A 21,128-nucleotide genomic window follows, 5' to 3' on the forward strand; every position below is an offset into this window, starting at 1 on the left:
GTTTAGTCGACGTTTCGGAAAGCGCGTGTGTAACGATCGGAAAGCGTGGGTGCAACGACCGTAAAGTGCTCGCTGCACCCACGCATGACCCTTGAGCTATACCTCAAGCCCGCTATCGATGCCAGTGACCGTGTGCCTACGCATGTTCGGGCCGGCCAACTGCACGATCTCTGCGTTCGACACGATCCGATTCAATATTGACTCCGCGACCACTGCATCATGAAGTGATTTGTACCAGTCCTCGGGATCGAACTGACTCGTCACCACGGTCGCGCCCCGGCCCTCCCTCGCGGCGAGAATATTGAGGACCTCGGCAGCGGTCTCACTACTGATCGGCGTCGTGAGAAAGTCATCCAGGACTAACGCGTCGCAGGCATGGAGGTCTTGTAAGAACTTCAACCTGGCTGGATCGGTGTGGTGATAGACCGCGAGCTGGTTCGCGAGGTCATCCAACCGGTAATACCTTGCCGTGTAATCACGGCGGCAGGCTGCATTCACCATTGCTTGCGCGAGGTATGATTTTCCCACGCTCGATGACCCGAGAATGACAAGGTTTGTGCAGTGATCTACCCATCTACATGCAGCAAGTCTGGCAATTACTTCACGGTGTAACGAGCGGCCGTCGAGGTAGTGGATGTCCTCGACACAGGCGGCAGGGTTCGGGGTGCGCGACGCTTTCAACAGTTTCAACATACGACGCTCACCCCGAGCCTCGGTCTCTTGATTCAGCGCGTGCCTGATCTTCTGCGAGAACGACCACTCATCAAACGAGGGATCGTTCGCGATGTTAATGACGGTTTCACCAAATGCTGTCAATCGCAGTTTGGTGAACAGGGGCATGTCGTCCTCAGTGAGGTGCTGCTCAAACATCGGCCCCCTCCGCTCCTGGCTGGATGCCGGTGAGTGCTTCGAGGCTGAACGCCCCGGGCCCTGCCAGATGCGCGCCGCTCGTGTCGCGGCCAGCGATTCGACGCGAGTGAGGAGATTCGGTCCCCGTTGTCCTCGCACCTGATCGTATGATTTGGGGGCGCTCGTCTTGCTCAGCTCTGACAACTGCCAGCGCGTGTTTCACGGCGGTATAACTGATCTGCCTGTGTGCGTCGTTATCGGTGAGCTGTTTGCAGGCGCGTTCGAGCTGCTGCCGGCTGCCCCGCTTCCCGAGATCGAGGATGTTCATGCATGACCGGAACCCTTGTGCCTCGATCTTCTTCCCATCGAGCAGCCTCGTGAGCGCGGCGACCGTTCCGGGCCCTACTTTCGCGGCCTGTCTGAGAAAATAGGCGCGCGTCCAGAGCCCCGCCGTTTCTTCCAGATAGGCGGGCGCATGTTCAGCATCGGTGACATACCCGTTCCGATGGCTGCCGCGCTGATGCGTCGCAATCACTGCGCCATCAGCAAGCACATCGAGTTGTTCGCCGACGATACGCACGTCGACGTTCAGGCCAGCGAACTCGTACGGAACTGAGTACTTGATGGTGTCGATCTGGACATGCCAGTCGCGATGTACTTTTGCTTTGCGCCACACCACCGGCTCCCATCTCTGAGCTGGCAACTCGAGGAGACCCGTCCTCTCGGCCTCCTCAAACCAGTCCATCCGGCTGCGCTGTTCACCCCGGAACGGGATCCTGCGGTTGATCCATTCCACACGCTCTGCGACTGCTCCGTTGAGATCATCGAGTGACGCGAACACTTGATCATTGAGGTAGTGAATGACCCAATTCGTGACGACTTTCACCCCAGCTTCGACGTTCCCTTTATCTCTTGGAGCAGCTGACCTCGTGGGAACAGCAGCGGTCCGGTAATGCTCGAGAAACTCCGCATAGGAGCCGTTCACGTCACGAGCACGCGAGGCCTTGCTGATCTGGTTCGATGCCGTCGAAGCGTTGTCGGGCACGACCAGCAGGGTGACACCGTTCACGTACTCGAATGCGCGTCGGTGAGCGTCATGCCAGGCAGGTTGTTTCTCATCGAGGTAGCCATACGCGAACACGAGTCCGGAGTACGGCAGTGACGCGACGAACACCGACACCGGGGTGGTTGCTCGACTGATCGGGTCGATGATCTGCATGCGGGTGCCCGCCCAATCGACTTGCATCGTATGCCCGGGCACATGCTTGATCGGGGCGGTGAGGTCTCTCACGCGTACATACTCAGCAATAATCTGGCAGAACCGCTCGTACCCGTAATGGCGTACCCCAGCAGGAGCATCTGTTTGCAGGTATTTGGCCCAGAGTACTTTCAACGGCGGTTTCTTCCGCCCTAACCTCGACTGGACCACCTTGTCGATGTCCACTGGCACAAACCCGTCCGCTGCGCTCTTGCGTCCGTCGGAGAAGAGCCCGTCGATTTCTTCCAGCGCCAACGCCGCAACCTGTTCACTGCCGACGAGTTGCTGCTCGTCGAGCACGCGGCGTACCTTAGCGATCGTGCGCTGCGAGCAGCCCAGCCGCGTAGCAATCTCCCGGTAAGAGCGTTTTTCTATCAAAAGCAGCATCAGCTGCCGATAATCCGTCATTAGAATTCCTCTCGCCCCAGCGAACACTCGTCGCCAGGGTAAGAGCCATCCTCAGCCAGAAGCCATCGAGAGCGCTACCCGATGCTTACATCAATGCTTTCCGATCGTTGCACACGCGCTTTCCGAAGCGCCTTCTAAACACAGGCCTTCTGCCTTCGTTCGGAACCGTCGGTGATGCGCTTGATAACGCGATGATGGAATCGTTCTGGTCCTCGATGCAGATCGAGCTGCTCAACCGGAAGAAATGGAGGACGCGGATTGAGCTCGCGAACGCGATATTCGAATACATCGAGGTGTTCTACAATCGGAAACGAAGGCATTCGTCGTTGGGATATCAAACGCCCACGGACTTCGATCTTGCCCTCTCGAAACAGTTCACATCCGCCTGAGGCTAGCGACCGGGACTGGAAACCAAACTGTGGGGCAGGTCAAGCTGTCACCTAAACGTGCATCAGACCCGCCTTGACTTCCAATACATCGGGCCTGAGAGTTAGCAAGGTGCTTCAAACTAGATTCTAGACACTGATGCGCTCCGAAGCTGGTGGGGTCTCAGAGCGCATCAGCAAATGAATTCAAGCAATAATACTCACAAAGAATGATCGGCAGAATCACCTAAAACTATATGCAAATACCTCAGCCATCTAAAGGCGTTGTAGCCTCCCACTGGGCTTCAAGCACAACAAGCCCAATTTTATTCACTGGTATGTAGGGCAGCGTTGAGCCTGGTTCAAGTAACTGTTTGGTCCCCTTGCGGCGCTTTGGCGGAGTCGCTTTGGCCTCAATCGTTCCATCATTCATCAACCAAAACCAATGATTATCAATTCGGAATCGAGCATGCCAACCTGTAAGTCTATTAACGCCAGCTTCAAACGGACTTTCCAGGATCACGCTTTCGCCATCATTGAGAAAGGTTGCGCCTACATACTCGCCTTGCAATGATCCTCTCAGAGTCGGTTTTGCTTCAAAGTCTCGATGTGCTGCCGCCCCAATTAGAGTCGCCTCAAACTTTGGGTTTCCCGAATGGAAAAGCACTCGGTACTTAATCTGTTTACGTTTCTTGTCAAACGGAGAGTGGTCAATGATACGTGCGGCTTCGACTTTGGCTTCAGACTCTTCGAGGGCACGCAGAATAAAACTCTCTGCATGAGCCTTCTCCATCGCCCATCTCTTCTTGACATCATCAAAGTCGATCTCATGTGAAAGCTCAGAGAGGAGAGTATGTCGGTTGAACCGTTGAGCTTCAAGCCCAAACGTTGTCAGAAAATTTGGCACCTTCGACCCATTACGCTCTCCCGCGAACACTTTCTTCTCAAAAATTACTGAGAAACAGCAGCCGTGAAATGAGTTGGTGAATACTGCCTCAGCATACTTAATGTAGCCCAGCCACTCTTCCATGCCGACGTCGTAGCGGGAAATACTTACTACATCCGGGTCAGCAACCAGTCCGTCCTTCATCGGTCGGTCTGATACTTCAATGATGACAAGACCATTTGCCTTCGCGTATTCCACTGCCATGCGAACCGTATCCGCGGCTCTTTCCATGACGTAATAAAGAAGAATAAAGTTCTGCTCTCGCGGCGGAACAACGAACCTATCCCAAAACTCGATGTCATGAAGCATTACTGGATCGACGACCGTCATTAGATCAGTTCGTGAACTGATCTGACCAATGTAGTCTTCGAAGTCGGCTTCTCGAACACTCACGTGATCAATATCGCCGAGATAATTCAAGAACTGCTCACGGTCCTCATTCGAGTAGTCCTTCGAGGCACCTCGGCTCGCAGCGTATGCGATCTTCGGCTTCCCCTCAAACGCCCTACTGCCGAGGAGGAAGCCCCGGTCGAACTGATGACGGTTGAGCGATTGCCAGATCACGTCTGTCACGCAAATATATGCGTCAAGGCCTGGATCTAAGATTTCAAGGCTATCGGAGTCATATTTTTGTTGAGTCAAATGTAGGTGCTCGTCCGCAAACTTTTTGAACTTGTCGTACCGAACCTCACGTTCAGTTCTGACCGACTCATATCCCTCCGAAAGCAGCTTCCATTTAGCAACTTCGGAATCTAGATTTGCATCCTTCGCTGAAGACTTCGCTGCTCGTTCAAGGGCGCGAGCATACTTAGAATTTACTGAATCTTGCGGATGGCGCATATCGAAATCTCCGAAATACACCGGTTTGTAGTCCAGAACCTTAACTGGATAGCCCCGTTGGACAAGGAACTCTTGGAATGCCAGTACATGCAAATCACAGGCAAAGTTAAGAAACTTTGCGTAAATATTGATCCCTATGAGACCAATGCTCATGTTTCTATGAGGAAGCTCCGCTTCAACGGTTTCTACTGGCGCTGGTTTGGCAAGCAGCGCCAGCTTGATCCGGCTCGTACCACGACGAACAATTGACCGCTTGTCCTGCATTTCTTGGCCTCCAAAAAAATCCACGAATCTAACCGAGTTAAGGGCCAGAAACCTATCATCGATACGACCAGGGGAACCGCGGAGCAGTTCTCAGCGTCCATCCCAATGACGACTTTCCCTAGCCCCCAGCTTAACCAGCTGTCAATTACCCAAGCGGCGCAACTTGCCCCGATCTATCTGGCGATGCACCGGTCCCATTCTATTTGGCTACCATGCCCGGGACGTTGCACTGACACGGTAGTCACCGCGCTGAGCTTCCCTCCACATACTTTTCAATCCGATTCAACTGCTTCTGATAACTCTCATACGTGCGCCGCAGCTTATTCCGAGCCTTGACTTGGTATTCCCGCGCACTCGTCCCCGCATATCGAGGCAGTGATGACTTCAGCTGTTCCGGGCTATAGGCTACGTACTTTGATTCGGGCGACAGAATTTTCTTTAGCCCTACAAAGAGAGTCCCATAAACACTGGACAGGAAGGCCTCATCCTTGACTACGCCTTCGCTCATTGCGGTTTCCAACGCCGGCAATATCTGATCAATATTCCATCTTGTAGCGTCGAATGCTCGTTCTCCGTAGCCCACTGATTCGTAAAAGAGAGGAACCTTTTCGTTCCAGTTCAGACCAATCGATGGGATCCCCAAGGCGTACGAGGTGATATTCGCGTGAAGGCGGAAGGCTATGACCCCGTCACAAGCAGACAGCTCCTTGATCAAGCCCTCTGGTGAGTTGATAACAACCGCAGCCTGCGAAGCAGGAATATTCTCGGCGCGGACAAGAGTATCTAAAAATACCTCATCCGCGAAGTGTCCAGTTGTAAAAATTCTGACATCGTAGCCTTCTTCCGCCAGCCTCGCCATCGTTTCAAGCCAGAATTGAGACTGAGCCTCTGCAGGAAAATCGATTCCATTGTCTTTGAAGATTCCCTCGCGCACGGCAACGAGGCCGATACGCTTTCTGCGTGGAGCTGCTTCTGCCGGAGTTGTCACTGGAGTCGGAACGTCTACGTTCTTGGTTGCCTGTATCAGGCTTCTCAGCTGAGCCTTGACTGGGGCCGGGATCGGCAACTGCCTCGCGGCGCTTTTGGCTCGAGACCTCAGCGTCTTCGGAGGAGCCGGCGCTGGTGCCGGTGGCTCCTTACGGAAAATAATGTCAGCGAGAACTACTGGGTCTGCAACATGTCCAATTGGAATGTTGCTTCCTTCAACGTACTTTTCCAGTGATGAAAAATCGTCGCGGGTCGTAATCTGGCGAACACAAGGGAGCTTAAGAGCCTCCTTCAGTTGCAAACATTTAGGGTTCTCTGGGTCAAACTCTTCGACCCCAATACTCGAAAAGATGACCGGAACATCATATTCTTGGGCGAGTTCAAGAGTCTTAATCGTCCTGAGATAGAAATTTTGGTATGAGTAGTTAAAGAGTGGCGAGCCACCAAAAATCAAGATATCAGCACTCGCGATAAGTTTGCGAGCTGGCTCAAGCAAAAGAGGATCTCTCGTCCTCATGTATTTCTTTGAGATGATGCCAGCCGCGCGGCTCTCGATCGAGTAATCGTTCTCCGCAATATCCAGGTTCTGCATGGCACCCTGGATCAGGGAAATTACGCTGGCCTCGATCAGTTGATCTCCGACGTTATCGGAGTCCCGATTCGTCAACAGCAGGATCTTGGTTTTTGACACGCTTTCTCCATCTATTGCGCCATCCACCGGCGATACCAATCAACACAAGCGTACCAGCGGCAAAAGAAAGCCTCCTGCGTAACGTTAAACGAGTGGGCCTTCCTCAAACGAGCGAATCGCCCTGTTCACACCCTCTGCAAGGGTTACCTCTGGCTGCCAGCCCAAGGCCATCAATCGACTTGCGTCAAGCCCGAGAGAAAGCACAGGAGAAAAAGCGCGGCTATCATCGGGGTTTACAAATTCAAGGGCAAGCTGCTTTTCCGGACGTGCATTTGCGAATGCTTCAGCCAGCTCTCGAATACTGATGTTGCCTAAGGGATCCGCGACATTGAACACTTCGACGTCTCCCAGCAGATGGGCAAAGAATGTTCCGCGGGTCGCGTCAGCCACATACGTATAGGTACGTGTCGCTGCTCCAGCACTCATCATTCGAATATTGCGGTGGTAGACCACATCTGCCAGAAAGTCTGCTTGCACACGGCCATCGTCGAGTGCCATTCCCGGTCCATAAATATGACCGAACCTCAAAACACGAGGTGAAATACCGTACTCTGCCTGATACGCAGCAAGAGCGGTTTCTGCGAGACGCTTGCCTTCAGAGTAGGCGGCACGTGGAGCAAAGTGCTGGAGCCCACCGAGTGCACTCTCAGAAATCAGTGAGTTTCCGGGTACTGCACCGTAAACCTCTGAGGACGACAAGATTACAAATGACCCGCCGCCAGAGGCAACCAGTGAGTCAAGCAAATTAATGGTTCCCAACACATTCGCTTTAAGCGTTGAAACCGGCGACTTACTGTGCAGCGAAGGTCGTGCAGGTGATGCTCCATGGAAAATGGTTGAGAAAGGGCCCACCGGGATGGTCGTGGAGTCGCTAACGTCCCCTACTTCAAGAGTAAACGCGGGATCTTCGAGCGCAGTTCCGAACCGAGATTCGGCTTTCGCGCGGTTGCGCACTAGGCCGGTGACGTGAAGATTTAGGTCATACCGCTCGTTCGCTGCGAGGAGGACTCCCGTAATATACATCGGGATCATCCCCGAGGCCCCGGTTACAAGGATGTTCGCATCTCGATACTTTTCCCACGGCAACGCCGCAGAAATAATCGAGGCGGTATCCTCCCGAAATACGGGCGAATCGAATAGCACTACATCATTATGCACCGAAAGCCTCGCGATCTTCTGCCAGTGTCATGAAGGTACGGCAGATGTAGTAATCAGACGCAGTTGTAATCTTGATATTTGTGCGTGGACCCTCTACTCGATGAAGATCATGTCCATAGTGCCGCATTAACGAACAAGAGTCGATTGAGTCATGTTCTCCGTCGGCGACAGCTTTGTCGTAAACGCCAAGGATCTCTCCGGAGCGAAAGCTCTGCGGGGCTTGAGCAGTCCAGAGTGGGTCTCTGGGAATGACTTCACCAATACCCGAACCCCGTTCAACGACAACGGTCTCGGTCATCTTGGTACAGGTGATAGCCGAACCATACTTTTGCACAGCGGCAATGTTCTTGGTCACAAGTTCTGCATCAATCAGCGGACGGACACCATCGTGAACGAGCACGACTGCGTCGGCGCCTTCGTCGGCGACCACGGCGCGCAGAGCATTGTGTCGTGATTCTTGCCCGGTGCTGCCACCGTCTACAATCCAGCGAACTTTGTCCAGTTCGTACCGTACAACCAAGCGCTCAAAATATTCATGCCACTCGGGCAGAATAGAAACCGCAATGCCGTCAATTTCTGGGTGCTGTTGAAACACTTCGAGAGTGTGCACGATAACCGGGCGGCCATGGATCTCAAGGAACTGCTTAGGGCGGGTACTGGACTTCATACGGGAGCCGACTCCACCCGCGAATACGACTGCAATGTTAGACATATTCTCATTCCCCCTGGTTGATTTTAGGGTCTGACAAGATTAGCTGATCGATCACTCGATCTGAATTCTTCGTATCTATGTAATCAAAGTTTTCATCAAGGAAAGCCTGGGCCTTGTCTATGGAAAGATTTGGCTCACGAAGTAGATCAAGCAATGTTGAAAAGTCCGTTGCTATATCACCTGGTGCTACTTCGCGATAGTCACGGTGCATGCCCCTGGTTGCGGAATATAGATCAAGATCGAAAGCAAAGAAGAGCATTGGGCGACGGAGCAAGGCAAACTCATAAATAATCGATGAGTAGTCAGTAATCAACACGTCCGTGAGCAACAATAGGTCATTCGTGTCAGGGAAGGAAGAGACGTCGATCAACCGGTCTCGAAGGTGTGAAGGGATTGGAGCCGGATCCGGTACGAAATGGTGCTGCCTGAACAGCACCACGGAGTGCTCACCACAAGCTTCGTAAAGCGCCTCGAAATCTATGTGTTCATACGGATAATGGGCGTCACCAGCCCCATGTCCGCGGAATGTCGGAGCAAAAAGAATCTTCCTCTTCCCAACTGCTGCTGGGAAATCCGCTTCGAAGCCCGGTCGAACTTCGTCGACCCGTCCCTCACGGAGAAAATTGTCAATGCGTGGTAGGCCCGTTGCAATGACGGCTTCGCGTTCAATACCAAACGCCTCACTATATACATCGCGAAGGTGCTGGGACCCGGCAATCGCATAGCTATACATCCGGTGTGAGTTGGTTAGGTGCGGTGAACCGTATTGCCCGAATCGGCTGTAGCCAATCGTTTTAAAACCGCTTCCGGCATGCCAGAGCTGGATGATTCGCTGGCTGGTCGTATCCGAAATATCCTTGAGGATCGCAAAGTAATCATCAATGAGTACGATGTCTGAGCGTCCGAGCTGCCACCCTAAATAGAAGGCAGATAATCTCGAAGTCGAGTGCAGTGTGCGGAATGAGTATCTAAACTCGAAGTCCTTATCAAGACCTCGTTCGACAAGCCGGTCATGCACGGCCTTCAAATTCCCCTGCATGTTCGGTCGGGCTTCAGACGCAAACAGGATCCGCGTCTCCTTCCCCTTCCTCGCACTCACTCCGGCTTGGAAGATCTTACGGAGCACTTTTCGTTTGGTCCGAGTCCAACGTTTACGAGCCTTGGCCTTGTTCTTCTGTAGCCAGCTACGCTTTTGGGGCCTATTGGAACGTCCAAATGCGTAGGTTCTCATCAAGAAGTCTGGAGACGTTTCATCATCGGAGATACCAAAAGTGACAGTGTATGAGGAGAAGTTTCCGTTGTAGAGGAACGCACGAGAGCGCTCCTCGAGCTCTTCGATCCGAGAAAGATCAAACTGTGCAACGAACTCATTGCCACCAGTTTCAGCACATACCAGCCAGGTTCCGTTGGGCACCTGTCGACGATTCTGGAACTGTGTGACGTTAATAGTCAGCTCAAAGCGCCCCTCTGCAACCTTTGTCGAATGCAAGAGCAGTGGCTCTTGATCCAGGTTGCGTTGGCTCCGCAGGAAGAACGAGACATCCTCTACTGCGTCCATCTTGACGTCGAACGTCAGGATGACCCTTTCCCAACGGATATCGACTATTTCAAGAATCTCGTTCAACCATTCACTCCGCGTTCCAAAGTTTGAAACACACCGTACATTTTGGGCCATTATGGCACTAGCAAGAACCTACCGAGCCTATCACCGGAAAAGCACATCGTTCCTGGCCGCGTCAACAAACAAACCGTCCGGCGGTGTTGTCGTGGCGTTCGCGAGCCTGTACTTTCTTACTTCCTCCCGCTGTTCACGTAGCGGATCCGTGATCAACAGTTTATCCAGCTGCGTACTCCAGGCCTCAGCATGTTCTGTAAATAGATACTGCCCGTCATCAAGGTGAGCATTACCCGCCGTAGCGGTAGGCACAAACAGTCCGAGTGGCTTGCCTGAATACAGGTAGTCGGTCACGACCGCTGAAACATCAGCAATCATCACATCACTTTGGTTGAAGCACTCTGTCAGGGATAATTTGCGTTCAGCCTTTTCACCAAATATGTGCGGAGTGCCGGTTTTCTCCGAGTGAGAGCGAAGGCGCTCCCTAATTCGCGCAGCCGCAGTAGCTGTTTCTGCATGCCTCAACGTAAAAGGATGCGGCCGAAAGATCAAGGTCACTTCCCTGTTGAGTAACAAATCGATGAGGCCTTCGGCAAAGGGAAGCGAACTGTGCGACGTATCAGCAAAGTCGCCCCACCAGGTCGGTGCATACAAGAGGGTTGGTGCTGCGATGGATCCAATTGGCTGTTTCGCCTGTGTGATACCTGAAACTTGAGGCCTGCCCACGCTTACAATCGTGGATTCATCCAGCTCAATTCCACTTGCATTGAAGCGATCGATACCAGCCTGACCCGAGACGTACACTCGGTCAAAAAGCCTAAAGGTACGCGTTGCGCTTGACGACTTATCGCTGTCCCCATGCCCCAATTGCACATGTTTAAAGCCTTCAAAGCGCAAGATCTGGTTGTTGCAGTCCGCATTATTCGCATAAAACACGGTCGTCGCCGAAGGTACGAGAAACTGTTCCATTTCTAACGGTGTTTGCGCCACAACAATCGGATCACCATTAACCACCTGCAGCACTCGCTCAAAACTTTCTGGATTCCGTAAAATGACCAAGAACGGAAGATCTAGTTTTTCCAGATACGGCAGCCAAGCCTCGAGTTGGTAAACAGACTCGCTCGAACCGTCCCAGTGAACCAAGAACCTAGGCTTATATGCGTTCACCGCGGCTACGGCGTTTTGGAACCCTTGTTGCAAAAGTTTCCGTTGGCGTCGATTTGAGCTCCTCACTCCCAAGATGAGTAAGAAGAACGCGCCCACTAGGAAAACAAGCACCAGTGAGCCGAACAACCCGAATGCCACAATTACAGCTGAAACAGAAATGCAGCCTAGCGCGACAACCAAAGCCGTCATTAATAGCGGTGCCACACCAGCTTTGTGACGGTTTTGGTTGCTCAGTTCACCCAGATGGGCAGTCTGCAACCGTTGGGGAGGCAACAAGACCGCTGCAATTAGAGCGAGTGCCTTTTCCGCACGAGTTCGGATGTTCACCTACCCAGCGTATCTTGAGCCACGAATTGGGTTCTCATGACGTATGGGCTCCGAGCGCTGAAGTCTTGGCCATCTTCTGTTCGAGCGGAGCCGTTAAAGAGGACGCAAAACTAGCTGTCATATGGTGCTTATCCCGGAAAACAACCATCCCGTTCTTGCTTGCATCGCACCGATCTAGCTTCGGGCAGAATGATTCCGTCATATCAATCACTTCAACGCCCTCCGTCTGTTTAGCTGCGAGCTTCTCAGGGTGCGGCACATTCAGCACCGCTTCTTCGAAGGAAGCGTTGCAGGCCCCAGGGTCATCCAGATGTTCCATAAGGCAAGCCGGCGTGTCTGAGCCGAGGTATGGAGTATCTATGATCACGACGACGTCGCTACCAACCCTCTGCAGGCTCTCCCAGGTGCGTTTGAGGCCCTCTGCGCGTACACGTTCATTAACTTCACCGTCAAGGACCGAACCCTCAACGACAACCTTTGCCCTCGAATAGTTGGATGCAATGACGACATCGTATTTCTTGTCCAGCAGCTGTTTCATCAAAGCGTCTGACCACTCCGTGCAGGCATCGTAGGCACCTTGATCACGGAATTTGGCGGTATTGTCTTCCAGGCTGCAGCCGCGCTTCCCAAAATAGGTCAGCTCCCAACCATTCTTCTCGGCAATGGCCTCTATTGGCGAAGACCAGTGCGCAGAATGAGAATCACCGACAAGAGCAACGGAGAACTCAGCACCACGATTAGTGCGAATACAGTCGTCCACTGTGCCTGCAGTTAGCACCGTGCTACTTTCACTGGCGTAGCAGTCAGATTCGTAGACCTCGGGCAGATCGTCACGTGATTGTTCGACCGCCTCAGCAGTTAACGGATCATTCCCAATCGAAAACAAACTGCTGGAGCACGCCGAAAGTGCAAGCAGTCCTGCCATCATCAGTGGAAGCAGGGTTCTCGTTGAGACAAAATATTGTCTTGGTTTGTTTCCCCTTGAAGCCTTGGTCACTAGTTCTTTATATGCGCTGAGACCTGAGAAACGGCCCATCTGCGATCTCTACAGAGTTGTTCCCCCAGAACTTGTCCCAAATTCTAGTCTGACGGTACCGCAGAATTCGGCCCAATTAGACCGTTTCAAAGGTGTCAACGGCATCAACCGGTAATGTCTACTTCTTATGCTTCAGCCGATATAGAAATGCCGCCATGGCCTGACGGGTAACCGTGCTTCCCGACTTGTACACACGTTTCCCCGGCCCATCGCTGTAACCCACCGAGATTCCAAACGATCGCATCCATGAGATTTCTCTATAGAACTGGTTTGTCTTCTTCACGTCAGTAAATGGTGAAACCGGCGGCTCCTGGTACGCCCCTGTTCCAGGAGTTAGCCGGAATAGAAACGCTGACATGGCGCCTCGGGTCACCGGAGCCATGGGCCGATACTCGTTCTTACTGCCGGGTTTCTTGTATCCGTTCGCCAGTCTCTTTTGATACATCCACACAATTTCCTTGTAAAAGGAATCGCCTCGCTTCACATCAGAGAATGGTGAATACTCTGGCAAAGTCACTTTTGGAGAACCCTCCATACGGTATAGGAACGCCGCCATCGCCCTTCGGGTCACGCCATTCATTGGTTCGAAAACTGTACTCTGCAGTTTCTCGGTACCTGTGCTGATCCCGCTCTTACCCATCCACTCGATTTCTTTGAAGTACTGGTGGCCCTCTGGCACGTCGGGAAACGTTACGTGCGTCGAGCCAAACCAGAGCTTATAGAACATATAGAAGTTTCGGTTGCCGTAGCTCGAGCACCTGTCGCCTTTACCCCACCCGGCGTTAAGCGCTGCTTGGTTGGGCCGGTATGGCGTATACGTGTACAAGCTCGCTGTAGCAAGGTTCTCGATGTAAACGTTTGACGTGCCACACTTCCGATCGGCCTTCTCATGCCATTGGATCGTATTTACTTGCTTCGGGTGATAATTCAACCCGTTGTTAGCGGCATACCACCGAAGCAGTTGACCAGCTTTATAAATTTGAACTGCAAACCCCTTTTGCTTCGGGTCGCAGTTCGCCGTGTTTCCCGGTCCCGAGTCAGGACAGTTAGCACCTGTTGCGTAATTCAGCTGACGAACGGTTGGCCAGCTGTCACCCACCAGGCTTTGTTCTTTCTCAACCATGACCAGCAGAACTTTGGGGCTGATCCCACAGGCCACACTTGTTTTCGCAATAATTTGTGCCGCGGATTCCCCTCGTGTTCCCCGGTATGGCTTACAGTATTGGCTAGTTTGGGTGGTGGTGTCGAGGCGCATATTTACTAGACAATGCGGGCCAACGATACCCACGACCATCCCGTTTTCAAGCACAGCCTTGGTCCCTGGCTTTCGTCCGGGGTCGCCGATCGTGCAGCGTGGCACCTTCTGATTGAGGAACTTCTGAATCTCAGAGACTGTCATCGCGCCGCTGTAATAGAAGTTTCCGTCAGAAATAATGTTTCCCGCTTTAAACCCGGCAATGAGCGGACTTGCAGCAGCTACGAACATGGCTGCACCGGCATCAGCGGCTTTAAGCCTTGCGCCTTCTTCCTCATCAATAAGTGGAATGTTTGTTGATCCGTTTTCTGCAGGAGCGTCAGGACCGGCGGGCCTGCTCGGTTTTTGGGAATCTGGGGCCTTGCTCGGCTCACCCTCAGCATTCGCTTGAGCAATCCCGATCACGTCATCCACTCCGGGCTCCTCAGCAATTTCGGAAGGAGGATTATCAGCCCCAGTACCGTCACCGGGGGCGCCCTCGGCCCCCGTTTGTGCGTCGGCGGCACTTGTTTCGGTGGCAAACGCTGGCTGCGCGACCGCGATCTGAGTGACCAGCCCCACAGTCAATGCGAACGCGAGAGTCGCAGAAGCGATAGTGCGGAGTGAGACAGACATGTGCTCTACCCTATGGGAGGGAACATATCGTCACCTCCCTGGGCCTGGTGCGCCTCCCAAAGCGTGCAATCGATAGACGCCCACCGTCCTTCAGGACTCAGCTGGTGGGTGTTGGCAATCGGGTCTCCAACCGGTACAAGAATGCCGCCATCGCTCCGCGTGAAACCGGGTCCTTGGGTTTATAGACCCGGCCCCCCGAGACCGACGTACCCGTCGACAGGTTTTGCGAATACATCCAAGAGATCTCTCGATAGAAGGGTGCCCCCAGACGCATGTCAAGAAATGGCGATTCCTTCGGCAGGCCGGCCTTCGCCCCCTCGAGCCGGTAAATGAATGCCGCCATCGCTGCCCGCGAGACTGCGGACGTCGGCTGATATGCGCGCCCGCCCTTCACTGAGGTCCCGTTCGAAAGTCCCGAGGTCGACATCCACGCAATCTCACGATAATACTTGTGCTTCATCGGCACGTCTACGAACGGCGAGGTCGTAGGAGGGGCGTAGTCCTTCGGCCCCGCGAGCCTGAAGAGGAACGCCGCCATCGCCGATCGAGACACCGCCGTCCGAGGCTGGTAGTGCACCTTACCGCTTGACTGCTTCACCCCTGTTGACAGTCCCGTCGTCGACATCCATGCAATCTCACGGTAGAACTTATCTCTGCTACCGACGTCATCGAACGGCTGACTCTGCGGAAGATCAGGAGTTCCGCGCAAGCGCAGCGGTGCCGAGGTACGCGACGCGGACTCGTAGGCGAGCTTCGTGCCCGTCACAGTTACCGTGATTCGGCGCCCCACATCCTCACGCACGAGCTGGTACTGCTGTTTCGTCGCGTTCCGGATCGGCTTGCCGCCCCGGTTCCACTGGTACGTCAGTGCTACATCGCCCGGGCCCCATGATCCGGCACTCGCCGTGAGCTTGGTGCCAAGCTTCGCGGTCCCTTGGATGGTGGGCACCGCGCTCGTCAGGCGTCCCTCGGCCACCTCGTGCGCAGTCGAACTGAGCGCTACTCCAGCAAACCCGGGTTTGCTCGCGCTCACTTTGAGGGCGATGTCGGTGCCAAGGTCGCTTGCGACGAGGGTGTAACTCGTGCTGCTGGCGCCCGAGATCGCCTTACCATCGCGGGTCCACTGCAGCTTGTGCGTTACGGGGGCAGGCTGCCAGGAACCAACACTTGCCGTGAGTTTCTCGCCCACACGCGCCGTGCCCTTTACCGCAGGGATAGGCCGTTTCGACAGGGTTTGCACCCCGATGCCGCGGGGGTGCTGTTCGACGCGCCAACCAGTTGCTTTGTAGCCAAACCTCTCGAGTTCAAGCTTTGACGCATTGAATCGTGACCCGCTGCTCAGTGCGGCCCTCACTCCCTCGTTGGCAAACCCCACGAGGTCGGCTCGGCCGTCACCGTTCACGTCGGTCACGTGACGAGGCTGCTGATCAGAGCGCCAGTTAGCAGACCCAAACTCGGTGCTCCACCTCGTGGACGCCTTAAAACTCGAGCCCGTACTGAGCGACACATCGGCACCCTTGGAGCTAAACCCAATGATGTCGGCTCGGCCGTCACCGTTCACATCCGCGAGCACTCGCGGGTGCACGCCAACCTTCCAACCACTCGCCACCCCGAATCCCGTCACCCACCTGGTCATCGGGCGCAGCCCGGTGCCCGAGTTAAGCATGACGTAGACGCCGCTGGCGGCGAACCCAACGACGTCTGGGAGGCCGTCACCGTTCACGTCAGCAAGCGTACGCGGGTGCTGGGTCGACCTCCAGCCGTTCGACACCCCAAAGTTGGCGGTCCAGTGGGCCGCCTGCGCAAACTTTGAGCCGTTACTCAGCGCCACATACACACCTGCGTCTGACATACCAACGACGTCGGCCTTGCCGTCACCGTTCATATCGGTGAGAAATCTTCGGGTTTTGTCAGGCGACCAACCGTTTGCGGTGCCAAACCCCTTCACCCACTGCTTGGCCTTCGCGAACGATTTGCCCGTATTTACCCCCACTTCGACGCCCCCGGCGCCAAAGCCAATCGCGTCGGGTAACCCGTCACCAGTCACGTCGGCGACCATACGCGGACGGTCTCGTACGGTGTAACCGTTTGCCGCCGCAAATTCGTTCGACCAACGCACCGGATCCTTGAATGTAGTGCCGGTGCTCAAGGAGACATTGATACCTACGGCTGCGAATCCGACGATGTCTGAGCGGCCGTCGCCGTTCACATCGATGAGTGCCCGGGGATGATCCAGGATGCTCCTCCACCCGTTGTTCACTCCATACCCGATGCCCCAGGCTTTCAAGGGCCCCAGCCCGGTACGGGTGCGTAGCGCCACCTGCGGGCCGCTGGGGTGGAAACCCACGACATCGGGTATGCCGTCGCCATTGACATCGGTATTCCAAGGCAAAAGCTCTTGAGTGTCATCGAGCCCGTTACCGTCAAGGTCGGGCATCAAGATCGTCGAGGTCGAAGCCGAACGCTTTGCGGGCGAAGTGAAACCCGCGCGAATTCCAGTCACTTCGACACTCAGATTCGCACCGATATCGGCCAACACCGGTGAGTAAGTCTTTTTCGTTGCCCCGCCTATCGCTTTACCGTTTCGCATCCACTGATACGTCATCTTCGTGGGAGCGGGCAACCAACCCGAGGTGTTCGCGGTGAGCTCGCTGTTCGCGCTGTGGGTCCCCGCAATCGTGGGCTGCGGTGACTTGGTGAAGGGCTTCGTCATGTCCTTAACGTGAATGTAACCCTGAAACTCGTTGGACTTGAGCGTGCGCGTGCCATAGCTGCCCGACCAGTTTGCGTTGTATTCCTCGATGACGATGTAGCCATTGTCGAGCACCCGCGATACCCACGCGACGTGACCGAACCCCGATGCGCCCTCGTAGAGCGGCCCGCTCCAGGCAATCGAACCGACCTCGGGCACGCTGTCGACACGAACGCCCACGCTGCGAGCCGAATTTGCCCATTGCCCCGCGTCACCCCACCTCACGAGCCCCATGTACTGATTCGAGAACTTCACGCCGTTGGCGTTGTTCATACGCCACGAGACGAAAGAAGTGCACTGCCGGTATGCAAAATTCCACTCGTCCCAGATGTTGTCGTTGACGTACGGCCACGGCAGGTTCCTGTATTTCGCGGGGTAGTCGTTGCCGAGCACCGAGCCACGCCCACCCGAGCTCATCGCCTGCACGAGTTCACGAAGCATAGCTTCTTCACCCGGCCAGGGCTTGGCGGTATCGGGCCCCGGCGAGTCCGAGGCGATTCCGCCGTTGGGGCCGCGCGGTTCCTCATCCGGCTTCGTAACCGGGGGCTGCTGAGGCGTCGGATCAGCTCCTGCGTCGGCCGCGCCGTTCACGGCGCTCTGTGCTGATGCGTCGGAGTCGGAGGCCGAGTTTGCGCTAACGCCAACCCCACCTGCCGAGCTGTCGTCGTTTCCGGAGCTATCGCTAGCAGCACCAGCAGTCTTGCCGGCGCTGTCGGTGTTACCGGCATTATCGGCACCATCGGCGTTCGCACCGGCAATCGAGTCAGCGGAACCTGAGCTGCCCGTTGATCCGGAGCCCGAGTCACCGGGAGATTCGATCGCTACCGGGCCGCGAACCTCAGCATTCGACACGAGGAGCGCTGCGGGCTGAACAACAGCGTGCGCAACGGGTGCGTTCGGCATCACCCCACAAACCATCGCTACCGCAACGATGGCCGCAACCCACGCCGTGCGGGCGCGACGGGCCCTGGCACTTCTTCGACCGACAACTGAAAATTGGCCCTGCACGTGACTCCCCCGAGTAATACGCCGCGAAGTTAGTTGACTCGCGGCTCCTGGGTCAATCTAACACTGCCGTGGCCCGGTACTGGAAGCTACGCCCGGTCTCCCGGAAGTCCCCTGCCCACGACCTCGCGAAACACGATCCTCTTCGCCCACGCCGGCATGAGCCGGTAGGCACCCTTGAGCACGACGTTTCGGAGGTACTGCCCGCGGGTGATGAAGCCCATCTTGAGCATCGCGCTCTGCAGCTTCCATTCGGTGCGCGCCTCGGTCCAGCCGCCGCGACGGGCGAAAGCCCCCGCGCCCACCCGGTATTTCACGAGCGGTTCGGCGATGTTCTCGACGCGCGCGCCTGACGCGATCACACGAATGCCCAACCAGTAGTCCTCCATCTTACCGAAGGGCTCGTACCGGCCCACCCGGTCGAGGGTGCTGCGGCGGTACATCATGGTGGGGTGGTTAAAGGGGTTGTGGCTGCGGGCGTGATCGCGAATGCGAGCCGCCCCCACCGGCGGAGTGCGCTGCGCGCCTGGCCGACCTGGGTCGCTGTCGAACTCGACCATACCGGTGCCCACGAGGTCATACCCCTCACTCATGAGCGCCCACTGTTTCTTAAAGCGACTCGGATCAGACACATCGTCGGCGTCCATCCGAGCAACGACGTCGTGCGTACACGCGTCGAGCCCCGCGTTGAGCGCGCGGGTCAGCCCGCCGTTCTCGGCGAGCTTCACGAGAGTGACCGGCACCGGGCTATAACGCTCGATGCGCGCAAGTTCTGCGGCGAGCGCGTCAGGCACTGGGCCGTCTTGCACGATCACCGCTGCAGCAGGGCGAAGCGTCTGCTCGGTCACCGAGCTCTCGAAGGCAAGGCGCAAGAAGTCGGCGCGGTCACCCGCGTACACTGGCAACAACAGGGTGAAATCGCCGCTGGGGGCGGGGGTAGTGCTTCGCTCAGACATTAGAGTTCCAGCCTACCCGCGTCGGCTATCGTTTTGAGGCGCGGTAACCTGCGGCTCGCGCTGCTCCCTCGCTGGCAAAGCACTCTTCTGGCTTCGTACGTGAATAGAAGGTGCCCGATGGCAGGTGATAGATCATGGAGCTTGCATTGCCTTTGATCGGAGCCCATGCTGGGCATGACCAGCCGCTGGGCGTGTACCGGCTGGGGTATCTCACCACGGCCGTGGCTTTTGCTGTGCGTGCTTCACTCGCGTACCCTGCCTTGGCTCCAGTCACCCTTACGGTGATGGATTTGCCAATGTCTGCGGACGCAAGCGAATAGGTCTTACCTGTTTTACCTGGCACTGCAGCACCGTTGCGGAACCACTGATACTTCAAGGCAACACCCTTCGGTCCCCAAAAGCCGGTTTTTACGATGAGTGTTTTGCCCCACTGTGTCGAGCCTGAGATCGCGGGAGTTGCAGCAGAGATTCTCCTGGGGATGGCCTTGGCTCCTGAGGTGCGTATCTCTGTGTAGTATCCGGATCGCACGCCGGTAACTTTCAAGGAAAGCCGTTTGCCAGCATCTGCAGAAGCGATCTTGTATGACGCCTTTGTAGCGCCTTTGATTGCGGCACCATCACGCAGCCACTGATAGCTAACCTTGACCGGGGCAGGCTTCCACGCAGCTGTCTTGGCCTTGACTGTGTACCCAATTTTCATGGTACCCGTGAACGATACTGAGTAACCCGAAATTACCCTTGGCACATTGCGCGACGTCGAAGTCTTTCCGACGGTCGTGTACCCCAATTTCTTGCCCGTTACCTTGACAGTGATTCTGGTTGCCGCATCTGCCGCCACGAGCTTGTAGCTGGATTTCATAGCGCCCTTGATTGCTCTTCCGTTGCGCAGCCACTGATACGTATGTGAGGTACCAGCCGTCCATTTGCCTGGATTTGCGGCGAGAGACATGCCGACCTTGACAGTGCCTGTCACAGTCGGGGTCTTTGTACTCAGCACTCCCGCTGCGATCTTCACTGTCGCCTTAGAATTCTGTGTTGCGGTGTCGTAGCCGTCTTGTTTACCAGTCACACGCACGGTGATCTGCGTGCCCAGGTCAGCAGCCACGAGCGTGTAGGACGCGCCGATGCCAACCCGAGTAATACCGTTGCGCAACCATTCGTAGCTCAGAGCAGTAATGCCGGGGCCCCACGCTTTCGTAGACACCGACAGCTTGCTTCCAACACGAGGGGTACCTGAGACAGTCGGCACGCTCTGCACCGTGAGGCTCCCCTTTGCGACGACAGTTGGTAGAGATTTCTGTTCTGCAGAAACGAAGCCATCCTTGACCGCAGTAACCGTAACGGATACCTGCTTCCCGGCGTCCATCGGCCGGGGCATAAACGTATTTGCGATCGCGCCGACAATGTCGCCACCGTTCATATGCCACTGATAGCTCAGCGCTAGACCATCAGTGACTGGTATCCCGCTCACGGCCCATGCACCGGTTTCAGCGGTGAGTTGGGCATCAACTCGAGCAGCACCAGCAATCGCGACGGGGGCCAGCGGTGCGTCAAACTCCAGCAACTCGGGCTGAGCCGATTCGCCCTGTTCTTCCTCGGCCCCATCTGAGTTGGACAAGCTTCCGGAGCCCTCATCGCCCGCAGAGCCTTCAGATTCCCCGAAGCCAGTAGTAGTGCCGTCGTCATTACCGGACTTTGTCGCGGCTTCCCCACTAGCAAGAGTCGCCTCAGTAAAGATAGGCCAAGCCTCCGCCCGAGCTGGCTCACTGGTACCGTCCAACGCCACATTCGTGAGCCCAAAGGCAACAACCAGCAGACCGACAAAAAACCGCTTCATTGAGTGCCTCGCTCGGTGTGTTTTATTGAAACAACAGCCCGGCTAGCCTATATCAATCCGCGGTGTCGACTATGCATTTTCAGTG

Annotated in this window: 13 protein-coding genes and 1 pseudogene; 1 reads left to right on the forward strand and 13 read right to left on the reverse strand. The window is 55.5% G+C overall.

What is annotated here, in order from left to right:
- Positions 1–96 precede the first annotated feature (96 nt).
- Both C795_RS0102790 and istA read right to left on the reverse strand, forming a co-directional pair.
- Complete coding sequence (locus C795_RS0102790; protein ID WP_017791934.1) at positions 97–870, reverse strand: ATP-binding protein; 774 nt, start codon at positions 868–870, stop codon at positions 97–99.
- Positions 863–2,515 (reverse strand): IS21 family transposase, encoded by a 1,653-nt coding sequence (gene istA / locus C795_RS0102795; RefSeq protein WP_017791933.1) that lies wholly within the window; start codon positions 2,513–2,515, stop codon positions 863–865. The genes C795_RS0102790 and istA overlap by 8 nt, the downstream gene beginning before the upstream one ends.
- A 140-nt stretch (positions 2,516–2,655) precedes the next feature.
- Between istA and C795_RS0102800 the strand changes: the two are divergent.
- Positions 2,656–2,904 (forward strand): annotated as a pseudogene (locus tag C795_RS0102800) (integrase core domain-containing protein); the annotation flags it as partial.
- Between the two features lie 244 nt (positions 2,905–3,148).
- On the opposite strand, the gene C795_RS0102805 reads toward C795_RS0102800, so the two are convergent.
- The 11 genes from C795_RS0102805 to C795_RS17385 all read right to left on the reverse strand — a co-directional run bounded on the left by C795_RS0102805 (position 3,149) and on the right by C795_RS17385 (position 21,043).
- Positions 3,149–4,954 (reverse strand): polysaccharide pyruvyl transferase family protein, encoded by a 1,806-nt coding sequence (locus tag C795_RS0102805; RefSeq protein ID WP_157486932.1) that lies wholly within the window; start codon positions 4,952–4,954, stop codon positions 3,149–3,151.
- A gap of 217 nt (positions 4,955–5,171) precedes the next feature.
- Complete coding sequence (locus C795_RS0102815; protein ID WP_017792243.1) at positions 5,172–6,608, reverse strand: polysaccharide pyruvyl transferase family protein; 1,437 nt, start codon at positions 6,606–6,608, stop codon at positions 5,172–5,174.
- An 84-nt stretch (positions 6,609–6,692) separates the two neighbouring features.
- Entirely contained in the window at positions 6,693–7,751 is a 1,059-nt protein-coding gene (locus C795_RS0102820) for an NAD-dependent epimerase/dehydratase family protein (protein WP_026139404.1), read from the reverse strand.
- A gap of 7 nt (positions 7,752–7,758) precedes the next feature.
- Positions 7,759–8,478 (reverse strand): IspD/TarI family cytidylyltransferase, encoded by a 720-nt coding sequence (locus tag C795_RS0102825; RefSeq protein WP_017792245.1) that lies wholly within the window; start codon positions 8,476–8,478, stop codon positions 7,759–7,761.
- A 4-nt stretch (positions 8,479–8,482) separates the two neighbouring features.
- Positions 8,483–10,102: a CDP-glycerol glycerophosphotransferase family protein gene (locus C795_RS0102830; protein ID WP_017792246.1), complete on the reverse strand. Its 1,620-nt coding sequence runs from the start codon at positions 10,100–10,102 to the stop codon at positions 8,483–8,485.
- An 81-nt stretch (positions 10,103–10,183) separates the two neighbouring features.
- The gene (locus C795_RS14970; RefSeq protein WP_157486934.1) at positions 10,184–11,587 is read right to left on the reverse strand and encodes a CDP-glycerol glycerophosphotransferase family protein; all 1,404 of its coding nucleotides are present in this window, start codon (positions 11,585–11,587) and stop codon (positions 10,184–10,186) included.
- Between the two features lie 34 nt (positions 11,588–11,621).
- Positions 11,622–12,584, reverse strand: coding sequence for an SGNH hydrolase domain-containing protein (locus C795_RS0102840; RefSeq protein WP_157486935.1), 963 nt, complete (start codon positions 12,582–12,584; stop codon positions 11,622–11,624).
- A 157-nt stretch (positions 12,585–12,741) separates the two neighbouring features.
- The gene (locus tag C795_RS16445; protein ID WP_017792249.1) at positions 12,742–14,493 is read right to left on the reverse strand and encodes an S-layer homology domain-containing protein; all 1,752 of its coding nucleotides are present in this window, start codon (positions 14,491–14,493) and stop codon (positions 12,742–12,744) included.
- A gap of 97 nt (positions 14,494–14,590) precedes the next feature.
- Positions 14,591–18,148 (reverse strand): FG-GAP-like repeat-containing protein, encoded by a 3,558-nt coding sequence (locus tag C795_RS16450; protein ID WP_198008417.1) that lies wholly within the window; start codon positions 18,146–18,148, stop codon positions 14,591–14,593.
- A gap of 191 nt (positions 18,149–18,339) precedes the next feature.
- Positions 18,340–19,206, reverse strand: a complete 867-nt coding sequence (locus C795_RS0102855; protein ID WP_017792251.1) for a glycosyltransferase — start codon at positions 19,204–19,206, stop codon at positions 18,340–18,342.
- Positions 19,207–19,231: 25 nt separating this feature from the next.
- The gene (locus C795_RS17385; protein ID WP_051053741.1) at positions 19,232–21,043 is read right to left on the reverse strand and encodes a sunset domain-containing protein; all 1,812 of its coding nucleotides are present in this window, start codon (positions 21,041–21,043) and stop codon (positions 19,232–19,234) included.
- Positions 21,044–21,128: the final 85 nt, after the last annotated feature.

This window comes from Leucobacter salsicius M1-8 (assembly GCF_000350525.1).
GTDB classification, from domain to species: Bacteria; Actinomycetota; Actinomycetes; order Actinomycetales; family Microbacteriaceae; genus Leucobacter; species Leucobacter salsicius.